This is a genomic window from Paenibacillus sp. FSL H8-0259, from assembly GCF_037963255.1.
GTDB lineage: Bacteria > Bacillota > Bacilli > Paenibacillales > Paenibacillaceae > Paenibacillus_AQ > Paenibacillus_AQ phytohabitans.
The window spans coordinates 3,306,225-3,322,772 of the sequence record NZ_CP150147.1; the positions used below are offsets into that span (position 1 = coordinate 3,306,225).

At 51.1% G+C, this 16,548-nt stretch carries 14 protein-coding genes; 13 read left to right on the top strand and 1 reads right to left on the bottom strand.

All coding sequences use genetic code 11. The features are described 5' to 3' along the window. Window positions 1–3: 3 nt before the first annotated feature. The 11 genes from NSU01_RS13760 to NSU01_RS13810 all read left to right on the top strand — a co-directional run bounded on the left by NSU01_RS13760 (window position 4) and on the right by NSU01_RS13810 (window position 12,527). A complete protein-coding gene (locus NSU01_RS13760) occupies window positions 4–573 on the top strand; it encodes a histidine phosphatase family protein (RefSeq protein ID WP_076246600.1) in 570 nt (189 codons plus the stop codon). Between the two features lie 37 nt (window positions 574–610). Then, window positions 611–1,054 (top strand): GNAT family N-acetyltransferase, encoded by a 444-nt coding sequence (locus NSU01_RS13765; RefSeq protein ID WP_076246598.1) that lies wholly within the window; start codon window positions 611–613, stop codon window positions 1,052–1,054. 54 nt (window positions 1,055–1,108) lie between these two features. Next, a complete protein-coding gene (locus NSU01_RS13770) occupies window positions 1,109–1,984 on the top strand; it encodes an alpha/beta hydrolase (protein WP_076246596.1) in 876 nt (291 codons plus the stop codon). Window positions 1,985–2,409: 425 nt separating this feature from the next. Further along, window positions 2,410–4,041 carry a response regulator transcription factor gene (locus NSU01_RS13775; protein WP_042136179.1) on the top strand — a complete coding sequence of 544 codons (1,632 nt, stop codon included), beginning with the start codon at window positions 2,410–2,412 and terminating at the stop codon, window positions 4,039–4,041. A gap of 5 nt (window positions 4,042–4,046) precedes the next feature. Continuing rightward, on the top strand, window positions 4,047–5,828 hold the full coding sequence (locus NSU01_RS13780) for a sensor histidine kinase (RefSeq protein WP_076246594.1): 1,782 nt from the start codon (window positions 4,047–4,049) through the stop codon (window positions 5,826–5,828). Between the two features lie 187 nt (window positions 5,829–6,015). Then, window positions 6,016–7,356 carry an extracellular solute-binding protein gene (locus NSU01_RS13785; protein ID WP_039297147.1) on the top strand — a complete coding sequence of 447 codons (1,341 nt, stop codon included), beginning with the start codon at window positions 6,016–6,018 and terminating at the stop codon, window positions 7,354–7,356. A 210-nt stretch (window positions 7,357–7,566) separates the two neighbouring features. Continuing rightward, window positions 7,567–8,463 carry a sugar ABC transporter permease gene (locus tag NSU01_RS13790; RefSeq protein ID WP_042136182.1) on the top strand — a complete coding sequence of 299 codons (897 nt, stop codon included), beginning with the start codon at window positions 7,567–7,569 and terminating at the stop codon, window positions 8,461–8,463. After that, a complete protein-coding gene (locus NSU01_RS13795; RefSeq protein WP_042136184.1) occupies window positions 8,456–9,280 on the top strand; it encodes a carbohydrate ABC transporter permease in 825 nt (274 codons plus the stop codon). Before NSU01_RS13790 ends, NSU01_RS13795 begins: the two co-directional genes overlap by 8 nt. 760 nt (window positions 9,281–10,040) lie before the next feature. After that, window positions 10,041–10,871 (top strand): stalk domain-containing protein, encoded by an 831-nt coding sequence (locus NSU01_RS13800; protein ID WP_076246592.1) that lies wholly within the window; start codon window positions 10,041–10,043, stop codon window positions 10,869–10,871. Between the two features lie 24 nt (window positions 10,872–10,895). Further along, entirely contained in the window at window positions 10,896–11,972 is a 1,077-nt protein-coding gene (locus NSU01_RS13805) for a DUF1835 domain-containing protein (protein WP_256703973.1), read from the top strand. Between the two features lie 63 nt (window positions 11,973–12,035). Further along, window positions 12,036–12,527, top strand: coding sequence for a DinB family protein (locus tag NSU01_RS13810; protein WP_042136186.1), 492 nt, complete (start codon window positions 12,036–12,038; stop codon window positions 12,525–12,527). A 115-nt stretch (window positions 12,528–12,642) separates the two neighbouring features. Here NSU01_RS13810 and NSU01_RS13815 read toward each other — a convergent pair whose 3' ends face one another. Then, window positions 12,643–14,319 carry an ABC transporter substrate-binding protein gene (locus NSU01_RS13815; RefSeq protein ID WP_042136189.1) on the bottom strand — a complete coding sequence of 559 codons (1,677 nt, stop codon included), beginning with the start codon at window positions 14,317–14,319 and terminating at the stop codon, window positions 12,643–12,645. A gap of 114 nt (window positions 14,320–14,433) precedes the next feature. On the opposite strand from NSU01_RS13815, the gene NSU01_RS13820 reads away from it, so the two are divergent. Together NSU01_RS13820 and NSU01_RS13825 are read left to right on the top strand one after the other, a co-directional pair. Continuing rightward, window positions 14,434–15,966 carry a DUF4173 domain-containing protein gene (locus tag NSU01_RS13820; protein ID WP_083705663.1) on the top strand — a complete coding sequence of 511 codons (1,533 nt, stop codon included), beginning with the start codon at window positions 14,434–14,436 and terminating at the stop codon, window positions 15,964–15,966. A 1-nt stretch (window position 15,967) separates the two neighbouring features. After that, window positions 15,968–16,501 carry a hypothetical protein gene (locus tag NSU01_RS13825; protein WP_076246588.1) on the top strand — a complete coding sequence of 178 codons (534 nt, stop codon included), beginning with the start codon at window positions 15,968–15,970 and terminating at the stop codon, window positions 16,499–16,501. Window positions 16,502–16,548: the final 47 nt, after the last annotated feature.

Sequence of the window (16,548 nt, forward strand, 5' to 3'; positions counted from 1 at the left end):
GGAATGAGCTTAGGGCTGGTAAGGCATTTCAGAGTGCAGCACAAGCCGGAGCGGACCTGGCTGACTGGAGAGCAGTTCAATCTATGGATACAGGGATATGAGACAGCCCCAATTCAGCAACCGGGACATAAGAGCAATATGCAGAAGTGGGATATTTGTCTGTGCAGTGATCAGGCGAGAGCGGTACATACGGCAAGTTATTTTGATGCTCAAGAGTTCGTATATACAGAGCAGCTAAGAGAAATTGGTATAGCAGCCCTGCAGTTAGGTGAACTTAAGCTAAGCGGACTGCGCCTGCCTCTCTCCTGCTGGCTCGTACTTGCACGTTTGTCCTGGACTGCCGGTCATCCCTCTCAACCGGAGAGCAAAGCGGCTGTTCTGCAGCGTGCCCATATGGTAATAGATTCTCTAGCGGCAGAAGCTGAAGCAGCTGCACCGGAAGGACGTGTGCTGATCGTCAGCCATGGAGCGTTCATGAAGGTACTGGACAGGGAACTCCGGCGCAGGGGATATAAGGCAGAACGGATGTTTTTTCCGCGCAATGGGCAGTTATTTCTGTATGAGAAGAACTAAAGGATTCACAAATATATGAAAGCGGGGCACACAGACTATGGTAACAATCGAAGAAATCGGCATTGAATCGCTTAAGGCGCTAAACACGCTGTACGAAGAGCTGATTGGCGGACCGACAGATCCGGTGAAGCTGGAGACGGCATTCCGGTCCATCCGGGAGGATAGCCGGTATGTGTTAATGGGTGCTTTTGTAGACGGGGAATTGCTGGGCTCTATGATGGGGATCGTCTGCCAGGACCTCGTTGGGGATTGCCGCCCGTTCATGGTGATTGAGAATGTAGTGGTCTCTTCGCGAGCACGCCGTCAGGGCATTGGCAAAAAACTGATGACCGCCCTCGAAGACATCGCCCACGAGCGGGACTGCTACTATATTATCTTCGTGTCGGGAGAGAAGCGGAAGGAAGCGCATGTTTTTTATGAGAAGATGGGCTACAAGGAAGAGCGGGTGGAGGGCTACCGTAAGCATTTGAGCTCGCATTAGGTGGATAAGGTGCAAACGAGTAGAGGGAAGCTCACAAGCGTAGGAAATCATAAATTGTATAACATTATCGAAGGTAACAATAAGGGTCTGCCCCCCGTGGTATTTGAGCATGGCTGTGGTTCATCTGCCTTGTTATGGTCGCTTGTAGCCCCCGAAGTTGCCAAGGTTACACAAGTCATCGTATATGATCGCGCAGGTTACGGATGGAGTGAACCAGGGCCGTTCCCGCGTACCAATGAGCAGTGTATATCAGAGCTTTATGAGCTGCTGCTGCAGGCTGGAGTTGAGGGGCCTTTTATTTTTGTGGGTCATTCCTTCGGAGGATTAAATGTAAGGCTGTTTACCGGGAAATATCCGCAGCTCGTGGCAGGGGTTGTGCTGGTTGATTCCATGCATGAAGATGAAATAACAGACCGTTTTCCGGAAGAACATGTTAAGGGACAGCTTATGGCTGTTAAGTTCTATTCTGTATTAAAAGTACTGTCTAAGATCGGAGTATTGAAGATTCTTTCGAGCTTAAAAAAGTTCCCCGGGTTCTCTGCAACCATTAGCCCCTTTTCAAAGCAGACCCGGACGCTTTTATGGAAGACATCGTTTCAAAAAAAGACTATTGCGGCCATGCATAGTGAATTCTCCAACGTGCAGGATGGTTACCGGAAAGTCAGGGAGTTGCCCGCAACAGATATTCCCTTGATTGTCATCAAATCAGGTGTAGTCAATGAATTCTATCCGGGGACTTCAGAAGATACGAAGAGAATAATCAGAGCGAAGCTCCTGGAAGCGGCAAATGATCTGAAGAACTGGTCAGTCAACGGGAGGCTGGTTGAAGCGTCGGGCAGCGGACATAACATACATATTGAGAACCCGCAGATTGTTGTTGATTCAATTGTTGAGATCCTCGGAAATACATCTCTGATTAAGGTTCGATGAAGCTTTCGAATCAGTCATAAATGGATTATTCTGTAAAGCTGGGACGTCCACGTTCCAGCTTTATTGTATTTGATACAACTAAAAAGAAGGATTGGGCTTCCAAATGTAATTTAGTTGCATTCTCTACAACTAAAAACCTGCTTATTCTCTTAGGGAGCACTTTTCTTATTTTTAGTTGTACTGAATACAGTTAAACTTGGAAAATCCGGCTTTGCCTCGTTTTTAACTGTATGAAATACAATTATCCCGCTAAGCTATACTTTGTATTAGATTTCATCCCCCGTAGTAGCCTTAATATTCTTCTCCAGAGCGCATTATCACCTCTCCCCCCAAAATTACCGTTTGACCATCCCGATGACAGCGCTTTATAATCCCTTCATGAGTGGCGGACCAGTGGTCATGACTACAGAAGGCGGGGGACAACTGTGAATCAAATATGCAAAGTGCTGATTGTGGACGATGAAATTCTGGTCCGGCAGGGGATTAAATATGTGCTGGACTGGGAACGCGAAGGATTTCAGATTGTAGGGGAAGCGGCCAACGGGCAGGAAGCGCTGAATTCGCTGCAGACCCTGCAGCCGCATATCATCATTACCGATATTGTAATGCCGGTGATGGACGGCGAGGAATTAACACGCCTAGTGAAGCGGGATTATCCGGCTACGGAGGTAATCGTGCTTAGCAGCTTCAGCGAGTTCCATTATGTGCGCTCCACCTTCCAGAATGGGGTGGCCGATTATATTCTGAAGCCGAAGCTGGAAGCCGGGTCGCTGCTGCAGGTGCTGCGGAAGACCCGGGAACGTATCCCGGGTCTGGGAGCCGCAGCATCTGGAGTTCAGCCGGAAGCGGCACCCCAGCGGCTGGATGCCCTGCTCAGCCGTATGATCTCAGGCTACCGGTTGCAGCCCGAAGGCGAGGAGTTCGTGAAGCAGCAGCTTCCGCAGGACTGCTTCAGCTTCCTCGGCTGGGAGACCGGGCGGACCGGACCTGCCGGTGCTGTTGATGCTGATGGCGCTGCACTCGCAGCTGGTGCCACTAACGCTAACGTTGCCGCAGACGCAGACGCATTAACAGCCATCACCGCAGCTGTAACCGGGGAGCTGGAACGGACTGTTCCAGGATTGGTGCAGTGCATCATTCCTGGCGGCGAGCCGAACGCGGCACTGCTGCTGGTCAACCTGCAAGAAGAGCAGTGGCCGGCGCTCTTGCGGGCTGTGAATAGGCTGGCCCACGCCTTGGCGGGACAAGAGCCTGAGCTGCGCCTGACCCTCAGCCGGGCCTTTGGTTCGCTTAGCGGGATGGCAGCGGTCTATCAGGAGAGTGTTCTGAAGCTGAGGCAGTACCGCTTCTTTTTGCCGGATCAGGTACTGCTGGTACACGATGAGCTGCCGCAGCGGGAAGCGCAGCTGCCCAAATTTAACCTGACCCAGTTCACGGAGCAGTTGAAGCGCCAGCAGCTGGAGGAGGCGTTCGGCGATCTTCATCAGCATGTCGATGTGCTAAGCCGGCAATATGACGGGGATGTGTTTCAGTTCAAGTCCTTCCTCGGCAATATTATCTTCAATGTGACGAATCAGTTCAGCCACCTGGGAGAGCTGGAGGAAGGGAAATACGGGCTGTTCCGGGCCATAGATGAGGCGGGCTCTGCGGATGGAGCCGTGCGGATTCTGGATCATTTTCTTGCCCGGGTCATGGAGTTGACCTCATCGGCAGCACTGACACCAGGGAGCAATGCCAATATGGCCAAGCTGCTCCAGTATATGGAGGAGCACTACGCCGAGCCGCTGAGTCTTACGGAGCTGGCCCGTCATTTTCATTTCAACCCTTCCTACCTGTCCAGTCTGTTCACGACCTATAACCAGGAGGGCTTCAAGGAGCATCTCAATACGATCCGTACGGGCAAGGCGGCAGAATTGCTACGGGCAGGCGAGGCGCCAATTTCCGAGATTAGCAGCATGGTCGGATATGGCGATCACAGCTATTTTTGCAAAGTGTTCAAGAAATACACCGGCCTGTCCCCGAGCGGCTACAGACGTCAGCATTACGGACAGGAGTAGAGCCTATGCGCAGATATTGGGACCGCTTCAAATTCCACAGCCTGTTCATCAAAATATTCATCGTGATGCTGATCAGCATTATTGCTGTAGCCATCGCTTCATCATGGACCACCGTCCGCATGTCGGAGAAGCTGTTCATGAACACCTTCAGCATTACGAATACCAAGGTGATCAGCCAGATTAAGGCGAGCTTCGAATCGTTTCATTATTCCATCGTTACTGCAACCAACAACACACAGCTGAGCGGCACCATTAAGAGCTTCCTGACGGAAGAGGACTCGAATTCCCTGCGGGTGCTGCGGACCTATTACAATATGACGACCCAGATGAAGAAAATCCAGTCTACTCTGGACTCCTACCAGGTAGGGATCAAAATCATGGGCAAAAACGGACGCAGCTATTCCACCAATACGAACAATCTGCTGATGAGTGACCAGGAGCTGCAGCAGCATGAGCTGACCAAGAATACCTTGGCAGAGCCGAAACGGCTGATGTACCAGTTCTATGAGGAGAGCAGCAAGGATTCCCCGCAGAAAGAGGCTGTGATCGTAGCCAGCAAAGCGCTCATGGAACGCACAACAGGCGATATTTATGGAACCTTGTATTTTACCATTCATGAGCAGGACTTCCGCCCCTTCTATGCAAGCTTTGTCAGTACCGGGAATGATGTGGCGATTCTGAACAGGGATGGAGTCATTGTCTCGAGCAACCGCAGTGATCTGATGGGCCAGCAGGCTGAGGATTTACTGCGGTTTGCCAAGGAGATCGAAGAGAAGCAGCTGGATTACAAAAATGTTGATTTCCGCGGCACGGATTCCATTCTGATTGCGGATTATCTGTCTTCATATGATTTCTATATTGTGAATCTGATTGATAAAAAGACGGCTCTCGGCCAGATGGTCAACGGTAAAATGGTGGTGCTGATCTGCTCAGCCATCGTCATCGTAGCGCTGATCGTCGTGTTCCTGATCTTCAGAAGGCTGACCCGGTCGCTAACCCTGCTTACCCGGCAGATGTCCAAGATTACCCAGCGGGGCTTCCATAATTACATTACGGTAACCGGCAGCTTTGAATTTCAGGAGCTGGGACATGCCTATAACTATATGCTTGATGAGCTGAATGATTATGTAGAGAAGCTGGTCGAGACCCAGAAGGAGCAGCGCAATGCAGAACTGGCTGCCCTGCAGCATCAGATTAACCCGCATTTTCTGTATAATACGCTGGCCTCGGTCAACTTCCTGGTGCAGCAGGGCAGCCAAGAGAAGGCGGTTCACACGATTCATGCCCTGATCTCGATGCTGCAGAATGCGCTGAGTAACGTCAGTGAGAGCATCACGGTAACGCAGGAGCTGGAGAATCTGAAGTCCTATGTGTTTATCAACCATGTACGTTACGGGGAACAGATCAGAGTGAATTTCTTCATCTCACCGGACTGTATGGACTTCCATCTGCCGAAGCTGATCATTCAGCCGTTTATTGAGAATGCTTTTTTCCATGCGTTTACGAAGAAAAGCGGCGGGTATATTCATATCCTCATCTCCCAGGATGCCGGTTCCCTGCTCTGTGAGGTTGTTGACAATGGAGACGGTATGGATACCGGAGAAGCCGATCTCTCCATGTCCGGGCCTGCGAGCAAGCGCCAGCTATTCACCGGGATTGGAATCAAGAATGTGCATGACCGGCTTGTGCTGATGTATGGCGAAGAGTACGGGATTACTATTAAAAGCGTCCCTGGTGAGGGGACAGCCATTAGAATCCGCCTGCCGCTGATCCCGGGACAAAAATAATACCAATATCTAAAAAAAGAACAAATTGCAGATAGGTAGCGCTTACAATAAGGCGATAAAATGACAAATCCCTATAAAGTAAGTTCTAACGGGTCCTCTTACGCGGATGATAAAATTACTTATGTAATAAATAAGCGCTTACATGGAAGCGGAACTCATAAAAGCGCATCAAAGGGGAGGATTACAAATGAAAAAAGGCATTGCGTTATTGCTGATTTGCCTGCTTATGCTTACTGCCTGCAGCTCCAATTCGAACTCTAACTCCGGCTCCAAGAACACAGGGAATGCAGCTGCGGACACCGGAACAGCCGGAAACACAGCAACCACAGAACCTGCTCAGGCAAAAGAAATTACAATTTGGGCCTGGGACCCTGCATTCAATATTGCCGCACTGGAAGTGGCCAAAGCGGAATATGCCAAAACCAACCCTGATGTAAAAATCAACATTGTAGAATATGCACAGGCTGATATTATCCAGAAGCTGAACACTGGGCTGAACTCTGGAACAACCAAAGGCCTGCCGAATATCGTGCTGATTGAGGACTACCGTTCCCAGAGCTTCCTGCAATCGTATAAGGATTCCTTCTACGACCTGAGCGGCTCGATCAAAGGCTCTGACTTCGCGGATTACAAAAGCGGTCCGACCAGCCTGGACGGCAAGCAGTACGGAATTCCTTTTGACTCCGGCGTAACCGGACTCTATGTCAGAACCGATTATCTGGAGCAGGCAGGCTACAAGCTGGCCGATCTGCAGGATATTGACTGGAACAAATATATTGAAATCGGCAAAGCCGTGAAAGAGAAGACCGGCAAGGCGCTGATTACACTGGACCCGAACGACCTTGGACTAATCCGTGTGATGATTCAATCCGCCGGTGAATGGTATCTGAAGGAAGACGGCAAGACGCCGAATATTGCCGGCAATGCGCCGCTGAAGGAAGCGTTTGAAATCTATAAACAAATTATGGAATCCAATGTGGCTAAGGTGCATGCGGACTGGAGCCAGTTCGTAGCTGCTCTGAACAGCGGGGACGTCGCTTCGGTACCGACAGGCAACTGGATCACTCCATCGATCACAGCTGAAGCTACGCAATCCGGCAAATGGGGGATCGCACCGCTTCCCAAGCTGACTGCGAATGAATCGGTTCATGCCTCGAATCTCGGCGGAAGCTCATGGTATGTGATGAATGTGGACGGCAAGGAAACTGCAGCTGACTTCATGGCAAAGACCTTCGGCTCCAATGTGGAAATGTATCAGAAGCTGCTCACAGACATCGGTGTTATCGGTACCTTCAAAGCGGCAGCGGGCGGAGAAGCTTACAGCCAGGCCAATGAATTCTTCAGCGGCCAGAAGATTGTATCGGATTTCGCCGCCTGGACAGAGCAGATTCCAAGTGTCAATTACGGTATCAATACTTACGCAATTGAAGACATCCTCATTGTAGAAATGCAGAACTATCTGAACGGCAAGGACATTGACAGTGTGCTGAGCGATGCCCAGGCCCAGGCTGAATCACAGATTAAATAGCTGAGTCTTGCACACAGGTAAACCTTGGGCGTGGCCGGCGGCTTCCGGGCTTTCAGGAGGGCGGGGCAGCGTCCGGGGTTTATTTTAAAAGATAAGAATTTATATGCTCCGCGCATAAATTATCCTTATCTTTCTCGCTGAAACGGTACCGTCCAAAAAAAGGACGGCAAAGCCGTTTCTACTTGAATACCATGAAGGGGCTGGGCCGATGTGAAAAAAACAAATGCGAGCGTGAGTATCCGTACCAAAAGCGTATTGACCGGATGGTCCTTCGTCCTGCTTGCGGTCATTCTGATCTTCGTCTTCTATTTCTACCCGATGCTCCAGGCGCTGATTCTGTCGTTCCAGACAGGAACCGGCAGCAATCTTACCTTCACCGGATTCGATAACTATACACGGCTGCTCTCAGACAAAACATTCCTTACTTCCGTGAAGAACACCTTCATCTATCTGCTGGTTCAAGTGCCGCTGATGATTGTACTGGCGCTGTTTATCTCAGTGCTGCTGAATGACAGCAAGCTGAAATTCAAAGGGTTTTTCCGGACGGCAATCTTCCTGCCTTGTGTAACCTCGCTGGTTGCCTATTCGGTAGTGTTCAAGTATTTGTTCGCCGGCAACGGGCTGGTGAATACCATGCTGCTGAAGCTGCATCTGGTCAGTGTCCCGATTGAATGGATCACCGATCCGTTCTGGGCCAAAATTACGATTATTATCGCAATCACCTGGCGCTGGACGGGCTACAATATGATTTTTTATCTGTCCGCCCTGCAAAATATTGATAGCTCCATCTACGAGGCCGCCAGAATTGATGGGGCTTCGGCGTCACGGCAGTTCTTCGGAATTACTGTCCCGCTGCTGAAGCCGATCATCCTGTTTACCTCGATCACATCCACCATCGGTACCCTGCAGCTGTTCGATGAGGTCATGAATATTACGAAGGGCGGTCCGGGAAATGCAACACAGACGATCTCCCAGTACATTTATAATTTGTCGTTCAAATATTCAGCGGACTTCGGCTATGCAGCCACTGTATCGTATTCCATCGTGATTATGATTGCGCTGCTGTCGGTCATCCAGTTCAAAGTGGCAGGTGATAAAAATGGCTAAGAGCAAACGTTTCTTTATGTATCTGTTCCTAAGCATCGCGGCCATTGTCTCGATTTTCCCGTTCTTATGGATGGTGGTCAGCTCCACGAACAAGTCGGTTGACGTCACCCGCGGACGGCTGCTGCCCGGAACACATCTGCTGGATAATTTCCAGAAGCTGCTGGACACCACAGACCTGCAGTTATCCCTGATCAATTCTGCTAAAATCTCGATAACCACCACCCTGCTGGCGCTGCTGATTGCATCGCTGGCCGGTTATGGCTTCGAAGTCTTCCGCAGCCGCTCGAAGGATATTGTGTTCAACATCCTGCTGCTGTCGATGATGATTCCGTTCGCCGCGCTGATGATTCCGCTGTACCGGATGTTCGGCAAAATCTCCAATGTGTTCCCGTGGATGGGCATTGATACAATGACTTCGGTCATCCTGCCTACGGTCACGACGGCATTCCTGATCTTCTTCTTCCGGCAGAGCACGAAGATGTTCCCGAAGGAGCTGCTGGAGGCTGGACGGATGGATGGTCTCAGCGAGCTGGGCATCTTCCTGCGCATCTATCTTCCGACCATGAAAACCACTTATGCCGCCGGGGCAATCATCACATTCATGTCGAGCTGGAACAATTATCTCTGGCCGCTGATCGTGCTGCAGACCCCGCAGACGAAGACGATGCCACTCCTGATCTCAACTCTCGGTTCGGGCTACGCCCCGGACTACGGAATGATTATGATCGCAATTGTGATCGGCACGATCCCGACGGCGCTGGTGTTCTTTGTGATGCAGAAGCAGTTTGTGGCTGGGATGATCGGGTCGGTGAAATGAACAGAAGAGTTCACTTGGGGCGGGGCGTAGCTACGGTGGATATTTTGGACTTCCGGCCGCTGTTGTCTCCAGATTTCTTGATTCTAGCCGCTTATAGCGGATGAAATCCGGAGACAAAGGCGGACGCTACCGCTCCTACAGTTCCAAAAATCCCCCTCCGTACGCAAGCCCTGTTGTGAAATTCTTAAGTTCATTTATGTGGGGTGTGGCAGGGGAGAATCGCGAAAGAGGCAAGCAGCAGAAAGGATGCTGCTTGCCTCTTTCGCTTGCTTATTTTACTAGACGAGGGTTAAATTAGGGGGGGAGGGATAAGATGAGTTGCTTAAATGCGGACATTCAACCCAAATTTGGCGGCTGGAGCGGTGTTCGCTCAAGCGGAATTCAGCAATAGTTGTATTCTGTACAATTAAAAACAGTGAAAAGGTAGACTCGCCTTTTTTAACTGTAGTTTGTACAACTAAATTTGCTTGAATGGGTGAGAACCCATATACATGGACTCATTAGTTGTACGAAATACAACTAAACGGAGAATCGTTTGTAAATCAGACGTTTTAGTTGTACAAAGTGCAGTTAAGCGTAACGGAGGATATACCGTAATCGGGTCATGTCAAACCTCAGCAGGCGATTTACCAAGGTTTTGTCACTAGGTTTAACCTGATACGGGTACTAGTTTAATAGTTGCATGCGTTAACTTAACAAGAAATGCAGTAGCTGGAGCGATACATTCCAAACAAAGTAGGGAGTGGGGATGATATATACTATGAAGCAGACAAAGAAACTTCTGGTGGTGTTGCTGCTGGCAGCGGGAATGAGCTTGGCGTTATTAATAGGGGGTAGTGCGGGGAAGGTGCAGGCCGCAGCCAAGGAATATCCGGTGCTGCTCAAGATCAACGATTATTATGTGGTCTATACGGCACCGAAGGCGCCTTATGTGGATTCACAGGGACGAATGATGATTCCATTGCGCTCGATCAGCGAGCTGCTCGGGGCGAAGGTCAGCTACGATGCCAAAAGTAAAACGGCTACAATCGGGATGGATGATGTAACAGTTATGTTTACGATAAGGTCGAAGTCCGTTTCGGTTAACGGGGCTGCTCGCTCCATGGATACGATTCCGGTATTGGAGCAGAATTCGATGTTCATCCCGGTTAGTGTACTGGCGGGCAGTTTGGGCATCGTGAGTAAATGGGATCAGAGTAATCATCTCTATACATTGACAGGGGACACTCTGATGCAGACGGATATTATTAAATTAGCGATAGAGGATTTGGAGAGAAGCGCCTTTGGAGCACCGCCGGGGGCGATTATCAGCAACGATGCTTTCCGTCCTGTCTCGTACACGTATGACGAGGTAAAGGGCAGCTTTACTGTCAAGTCGCAGAATATAACCGGAAATGATATTCCGGCAGGAGCAGCGGATGTGGCAGCATATGTGGTGTTCAAAGATTCAGTCCAGTTCCCGGTGCAGAAACGGGAAAGACCGGCTGTCGGGAAGGACGGGTTCACCTTGGTTACCGCTCAGAAGCAATCGCCCTATCCCCCGCTTTATTTGCTTGTCAAAGGGAGGCTGCTTGACCGCTCCCCCATATAATTACCTGAACAAAGGTGGAATCAGATGATGAAAGATATGCAGGAAATCGTAAACGCTGTTAGCGGCTTGAAGGAAGATGAAGTACACTTGTATTTCATGCGGATTCTGGCGCAGATCAAGCGGTTAAAGGAACAGAGTGAGCGGCTTGAAGCACCGCTTGATGAACATATCGCCGGACCGGTTGCCAGCCTGCTGGGATACTACACCAGTCTGATGGATACTCCCAAAAAGCGGGAATTATGGGACCCCTCACCGGATTGTACCCATGTGCATATCGTGTGCGGTGATTCCTTCGCCGGAGGCATGAAGCAAGCGTTGACAGGGCTAGGCTGGACAGACTCGCACAAGCTTGTTACACTGCGGGAGAATTATGCCATAGGTCCGCTGGGCCAGCTGGATTCGCCGGAGGGAAGGAAGGCCCGGAGTGAATGGTTCTTCCAGAATATCGTGGGATACACTACCGCCACTGATGAGTGCGAAGAAATGTATTCGGAGCTTATGGATAAGCTGGAGCAGATTCCTGAACAGGCTCAGGTCGTGATCTGGACCAGCGGTAATGCTAATGAGCAGACCGGGCTGCGTCTTGCTGTTCATCTGCTGGGGAGCAGACAGAGCGGGATTGTGGTATGTGATGCCTGTGCAACTTGTGAAGAGCTGTACAACACTCCGGATGCCTCCATCAAATACCGTAGTTCCGGTGAGATTCCGGCCGATAAGCTTCGGGAGGCGCTGCTGCGCATTCAGGACGGCAACAGGCTTACTGCTGCGGATATCACGCGGCTGGACCTGGAGTGGCAGAACATCTCAGAACAGTCCCGGGTATTGCGGATATGGCAAGAGGATGCTGTGCTTGAGGTGCCGGCTGATTATTATGACAGCTACCTGCTGGAGAAGCTGGACTACCTGAAGCCGCCTTCCGGAGATGACGGATTCCTGAAATCAGCCCGGTTAGTTGGAGAGGCGCTGGGATATTGCGACCAGTGTATCGGGGACTCTTTTTTCGAATATAGGGTAAGAGAACTGATCTATAGCGGTATCCTGGAGATTAAGGGCGTTCCGACAGCGCTGAGATTCTACAGTGTCAGACGGAGAGCAAACTGAACATGGAAACAGTACGTTGAATGCCGGAAATTCAAAATTACATTACAATTCAGGAGGCAGCCTATGCAAACATTATTCCGTTATAACTGGATGGTCCGCGAGGAATGGTACAAATGGTGTGAGGAGCTGCCGGAGGAAGAACTGCTGAAGGAACGGACCGGCGGAATGGGCGGAATCCTGAAGACGCTGGTTCATATTATCGATGTGGAATTGAGCTGGATCCGGGATATGGAGGGGAAGCCTGATTTTCGGGCAGATTTCCCGGAATATAACACTCTGCAGAAGATCAGGGAGCTGGATGCAAGGTTCCGGCCGGAGGTAGAGCAGTTCGTGCTGGCGTGGCATGAGGGGCTGGAGCAGAACATACTGAAGGATGAGCGGGCGGATGGACGGGTAATTGAGGATGCCTGGGGTGAGATTATGCGCCATATTATCGCTCATGAGATTCATCATTCCGGCCAGCTCTCTGTATGGTCCAGGGAGCTGGGCAGGAAGCCGGTATCCGCCAATCTGGTGGGCAGAGGGCTTGCGGGCAGTTTGCCCGGCAGAGAATAAAGGGTGCGTTTAGTCCTCTTTCAGACTTGATTTTACACTGCCAGCAGGCATGAACAAGATACAAATCTGAGTGTTGAAAAGGCCGCATCCAAGGCGGGCGAAGCTTAGATTAGCTTTACAGCTCCGGCGGAAACCAAAGGTGACGCAGATCCACCCAGCCCTGGCTGTTGAAGGTAACGCCACGGACAGAGGGCAGATAAGCCGTCTCGGCAGGCTTCTCGTACAGGATGTGCAGCTGATGATCCCGGGTCAGGCTGTCCTCGATAATCCTGAAGCCCTCTGTCCGGGCAGCGGCGTCAGGCTCCCGGGAGATCATATGCAGTCTGCCTTCAATGTCGGCGCGGGTGCGCGGCTCAATATGCTGCGATAGTGTCAGATACAGATCGTACAGCCGCAGCTGTTCATCCTGATCACGGAGCAGAGAGAAGACAATCAGATCCGATTGCAGGCGGATCGGTCCCTTGAATTCCTCCGGGGATACGGAGACCACCTTACAGGCATATCCGTGCTGCTTCAGCCTTGCTGCAATGTATTCAGCGTCCCCGGCATACTGCGGAATGGTGGCAATCTGCAGTGCTGCCGCCGGAAGACCGGCTGAATGCGTGAAAGGTTCACGGGGAGCTTCATGCAGACAGGACAGAATATCGGCACGGAGAAGGGGATCGCTTAGCGGTCCCTTTTTTTTGGTGTTGCAGGTGACGAATTTGCGTACCGAGGATTCGGAATGAATCTTGCTCAGGGAGCCGGTACCCGCTGCCTGCGGATTCGGAATGACATGGAAGCCCGAACCCGTCTCGGAGGGTCCCGGCGCAAGCCCCCAGGGTACATAGATGATTTCCACACGGTCCAGATGAGCCCTCCCCTGAAAATAATAAGGGAACACCTCCAGCACGCAAGTATCCTCGCTCATCTCTACTACCTTGAAAGGCCCGGTTCCCGCAGGTCTTCGTCCAAATACATTCTCACCGATGGACTGCAGGTCACGGGGGACGATCGCCGCCCGGCTGGTGCAGAGGAACGGGAGGAAGAGCTCGTTCGGCTTCTTCAGCAGAATTCGGACGGTGGAGGCATTCAGTGCTCTAACTTCCTGGATTTCCTTGAAAATATAGCTGTACAGCGTCCGCTGTGAGGTAGACATCATCCGTTCAAACGAGTAGACTACGTCCTCGGCGGTCAGTACCTTGCCGTGATGGAACAGGACTTCTTTGCGCAGATGGAAGGTCCACGCGGTACGGGCTTCGTCGGTCTCCCAGGCATGGGCCAGACCGGGGATCACTTTGCCGCGTTCGCCGCTGCGGCCGACCAGACCGTCGAAGACATGGCTGGAAACAAAAGACTCTGCCAGCAGATTCATATACAGCGGATCGAAGGTATGCAGCTGCTGCGTGACCGGCAGCCGCAGCGTATCGATCCGCTTGTCGCTCTGCATCTCGGCATGATGCCCGAAGTAAGCCAGCAGCCAGCCCTGGAGTGTATCCTGCAGGGCGGAGGTGCGCGCATGTCCGCGGATTCCCTCCAGAGCGCTGCTGATATCCTTGCTGCTGATGGCCTGCATCATGGATTCCAGGGCAATATCCTCGGAGGCTGCGAGGAACACCAGCTTGGAGCGCCGCCCCCGTCCCCGGCTGGGCGTCCAGGTGATCCAGTTCATTTCTACCATTTTGCGGATCACATGCAGTGCATTGCGGTGGGTACAGCCGAGGGTCAAGGCCAGCTCATCGAGAGTAACAAGGACCTCTGCCGGGCCTCCATGATGCGAATGCAGCTTCAGAAATTGACTGTGTAGCTTCATTTATAGGGTTCTCCTTTCACAAAATAGGAAATTAATAATAATATATTTCTCTTTTTCTTCTTATTTTATCAGCTAGAATCAGGGTAGGAAAGTAAAAAGATGGAGGAATTTACCATGGACAATCAAACCGTATCCAAACCGGGGTTTGCGCGCGTTGTTTTGTTGGCCGCGTTTCTGCTTGCGCTTGTGCATCAGTACCTGTTCTACGGCAAGATGCCCGGAATCTCTTACCCGATTTTTGTAGTGCTGTTCTATGCCTTTATGCTCTATTTCGGCAAGGAGAAGCTGCGTAAGCACAACTGGTTCAGCTATATGTGGATGGGTTCGGTCTTACTCTTGTCGCTGACGTACGCACTGTTTGGCAACTGGTTTTTCTTCGGGCTTAATTTTCTTGTCATTCCGGCGCTGATTCTATTACATATGACTTATATGTTCAGTTACCGCCTGCCCGCCTGGAGCGGCTTCGGGCTGATCGGAGCGGCTTTGGAGCATTTCTTCCCCCAGAGCCTGCGCCACTGGAATACTGCAGTGAAGCTGTTACGCCGCAGACAGGGCGGAGTGTCTAATGAACGCAAGCAGGTTCTGATCCGTGTGGTGATCGGGCTGCTGATTTCCCTTCCGCTGCTGCTCATCGTCACCTCGCTTCTCTCCACGGCGGATGGGGTATTCAACCGGCTGCTGTCAGAGCTCCCGGGTTACTTTGATAATATCTCTTTTGGTGAGTGGGTCTCCAGGGCGTTGTGGATTATTCTGCTTGGACTCGGGATGTTCGGCTTTGTGTGGGGATTTATTGACAGTAAGTCCTATATCCGGACCTATCCGCCGAGCGGGCTGGATGCTCTGACAGAGCAGGATGTGACCGAACCGGAAGAGGAAAGCATCGGCGTTGATGATCCGATCATCATTACTACGGTTCTTGCGGTAATTAATGCCGTATACATGCTGTTTGTGAGCGTGCAATTCTCGTATTTGTTCGGGGCCTGGGAAGGCATTCTGCCGGATGGCAAGACGTATGCGGATTATGCGCGGAGCGGATTCTTTGAGCTGATTCTGGTGACAGCGATCAATTTCGCTATTCTGCTGCTCTCCTTGCTGGCGGTGCGCAAAGCAGGCGGCGGGCTGAAGCGGGTAATTCAGATTCTGCTCTATATTCTGGTTCTGTGCTCCATGGTCATGCTCTACTCTGCATACTCCCGGCTGACATTGTATGAAGAAGCGTATGGTTATACCTATATCCGCTTCCTGGTGCATGCCTTCATGATCTTCCTCGGGCTGCTGCTTGTTCTGGCTGCGGTGCGGATCAGCCGGGCAGAATTCCCATTGCTTAAGTGTTACATCGTGCTCGGTTTGTTGTCTTATGTGCTGATGAACTATATCGGGATGGATCATATTATCGCCCGGCAGAATATTCAGCGGTACGCCGCAAGCGGCACCCTGGATGCCAATTATCTGGCCGGACTGTCCGCGGATGTGGTTCCGGAGCTGATTGAGTTCAGCAGGCAGGAGAAAGGTATTCTTGACGAAGCGCTGCACAGCCGTTTGTCTGACCGGTCAGAGCCGCTGAAGAGCTGGCCATCCTTCAATCTAGCCAAATTCCAGGAGCGTAGGGAACTGGAACAATATTTTGAGAAGGGCGTTGCACACTAATATGGGGATAAAACGGATAGTATTTATTCTGATTGCTGTGATCATTGCGGGTTTCGGTGTCTATCAATTCTCGGCATATTCCGAAAAGCTGACGTCTTCCACAGACCTTGCCCGCGAAGCGATCGGCGGTGTGAACCTGCATGACAATATTAATGACAGTCATCTGCTTAAGCAGTTAGGCAGCCCGTTAAGTAAAGAGGATAATGAGCTGTATGATTACTATCATTGGGAGGACGGTCTTGTCACTGCCTCTGTCCATTCCGGCCCGGATGAAGGAATGGTCAAGCGGATCATGATCACCGCCACGGATAATAACCGTTCGGATGATCCGCTCCATACAGCCTTAGGCATCGGACTGGGAGACAGCAAACAAAGTGTGCTTGACCTGTATGGAAGCAAATATTACAAAAACAATGAGCAGACCGCAGATATTATCGGATACATTGATCACAAACAAGGGGTAACTTTGGAATTCTGGTGTTCTCCGGATGCAACTGTAGCTGAAATCCGCCTGGACGACGCCGATATGAAGTAAGGCCGGTTAGCCCTTTGCCCTGGAGCTGTGGTACAGTTTGAACATAA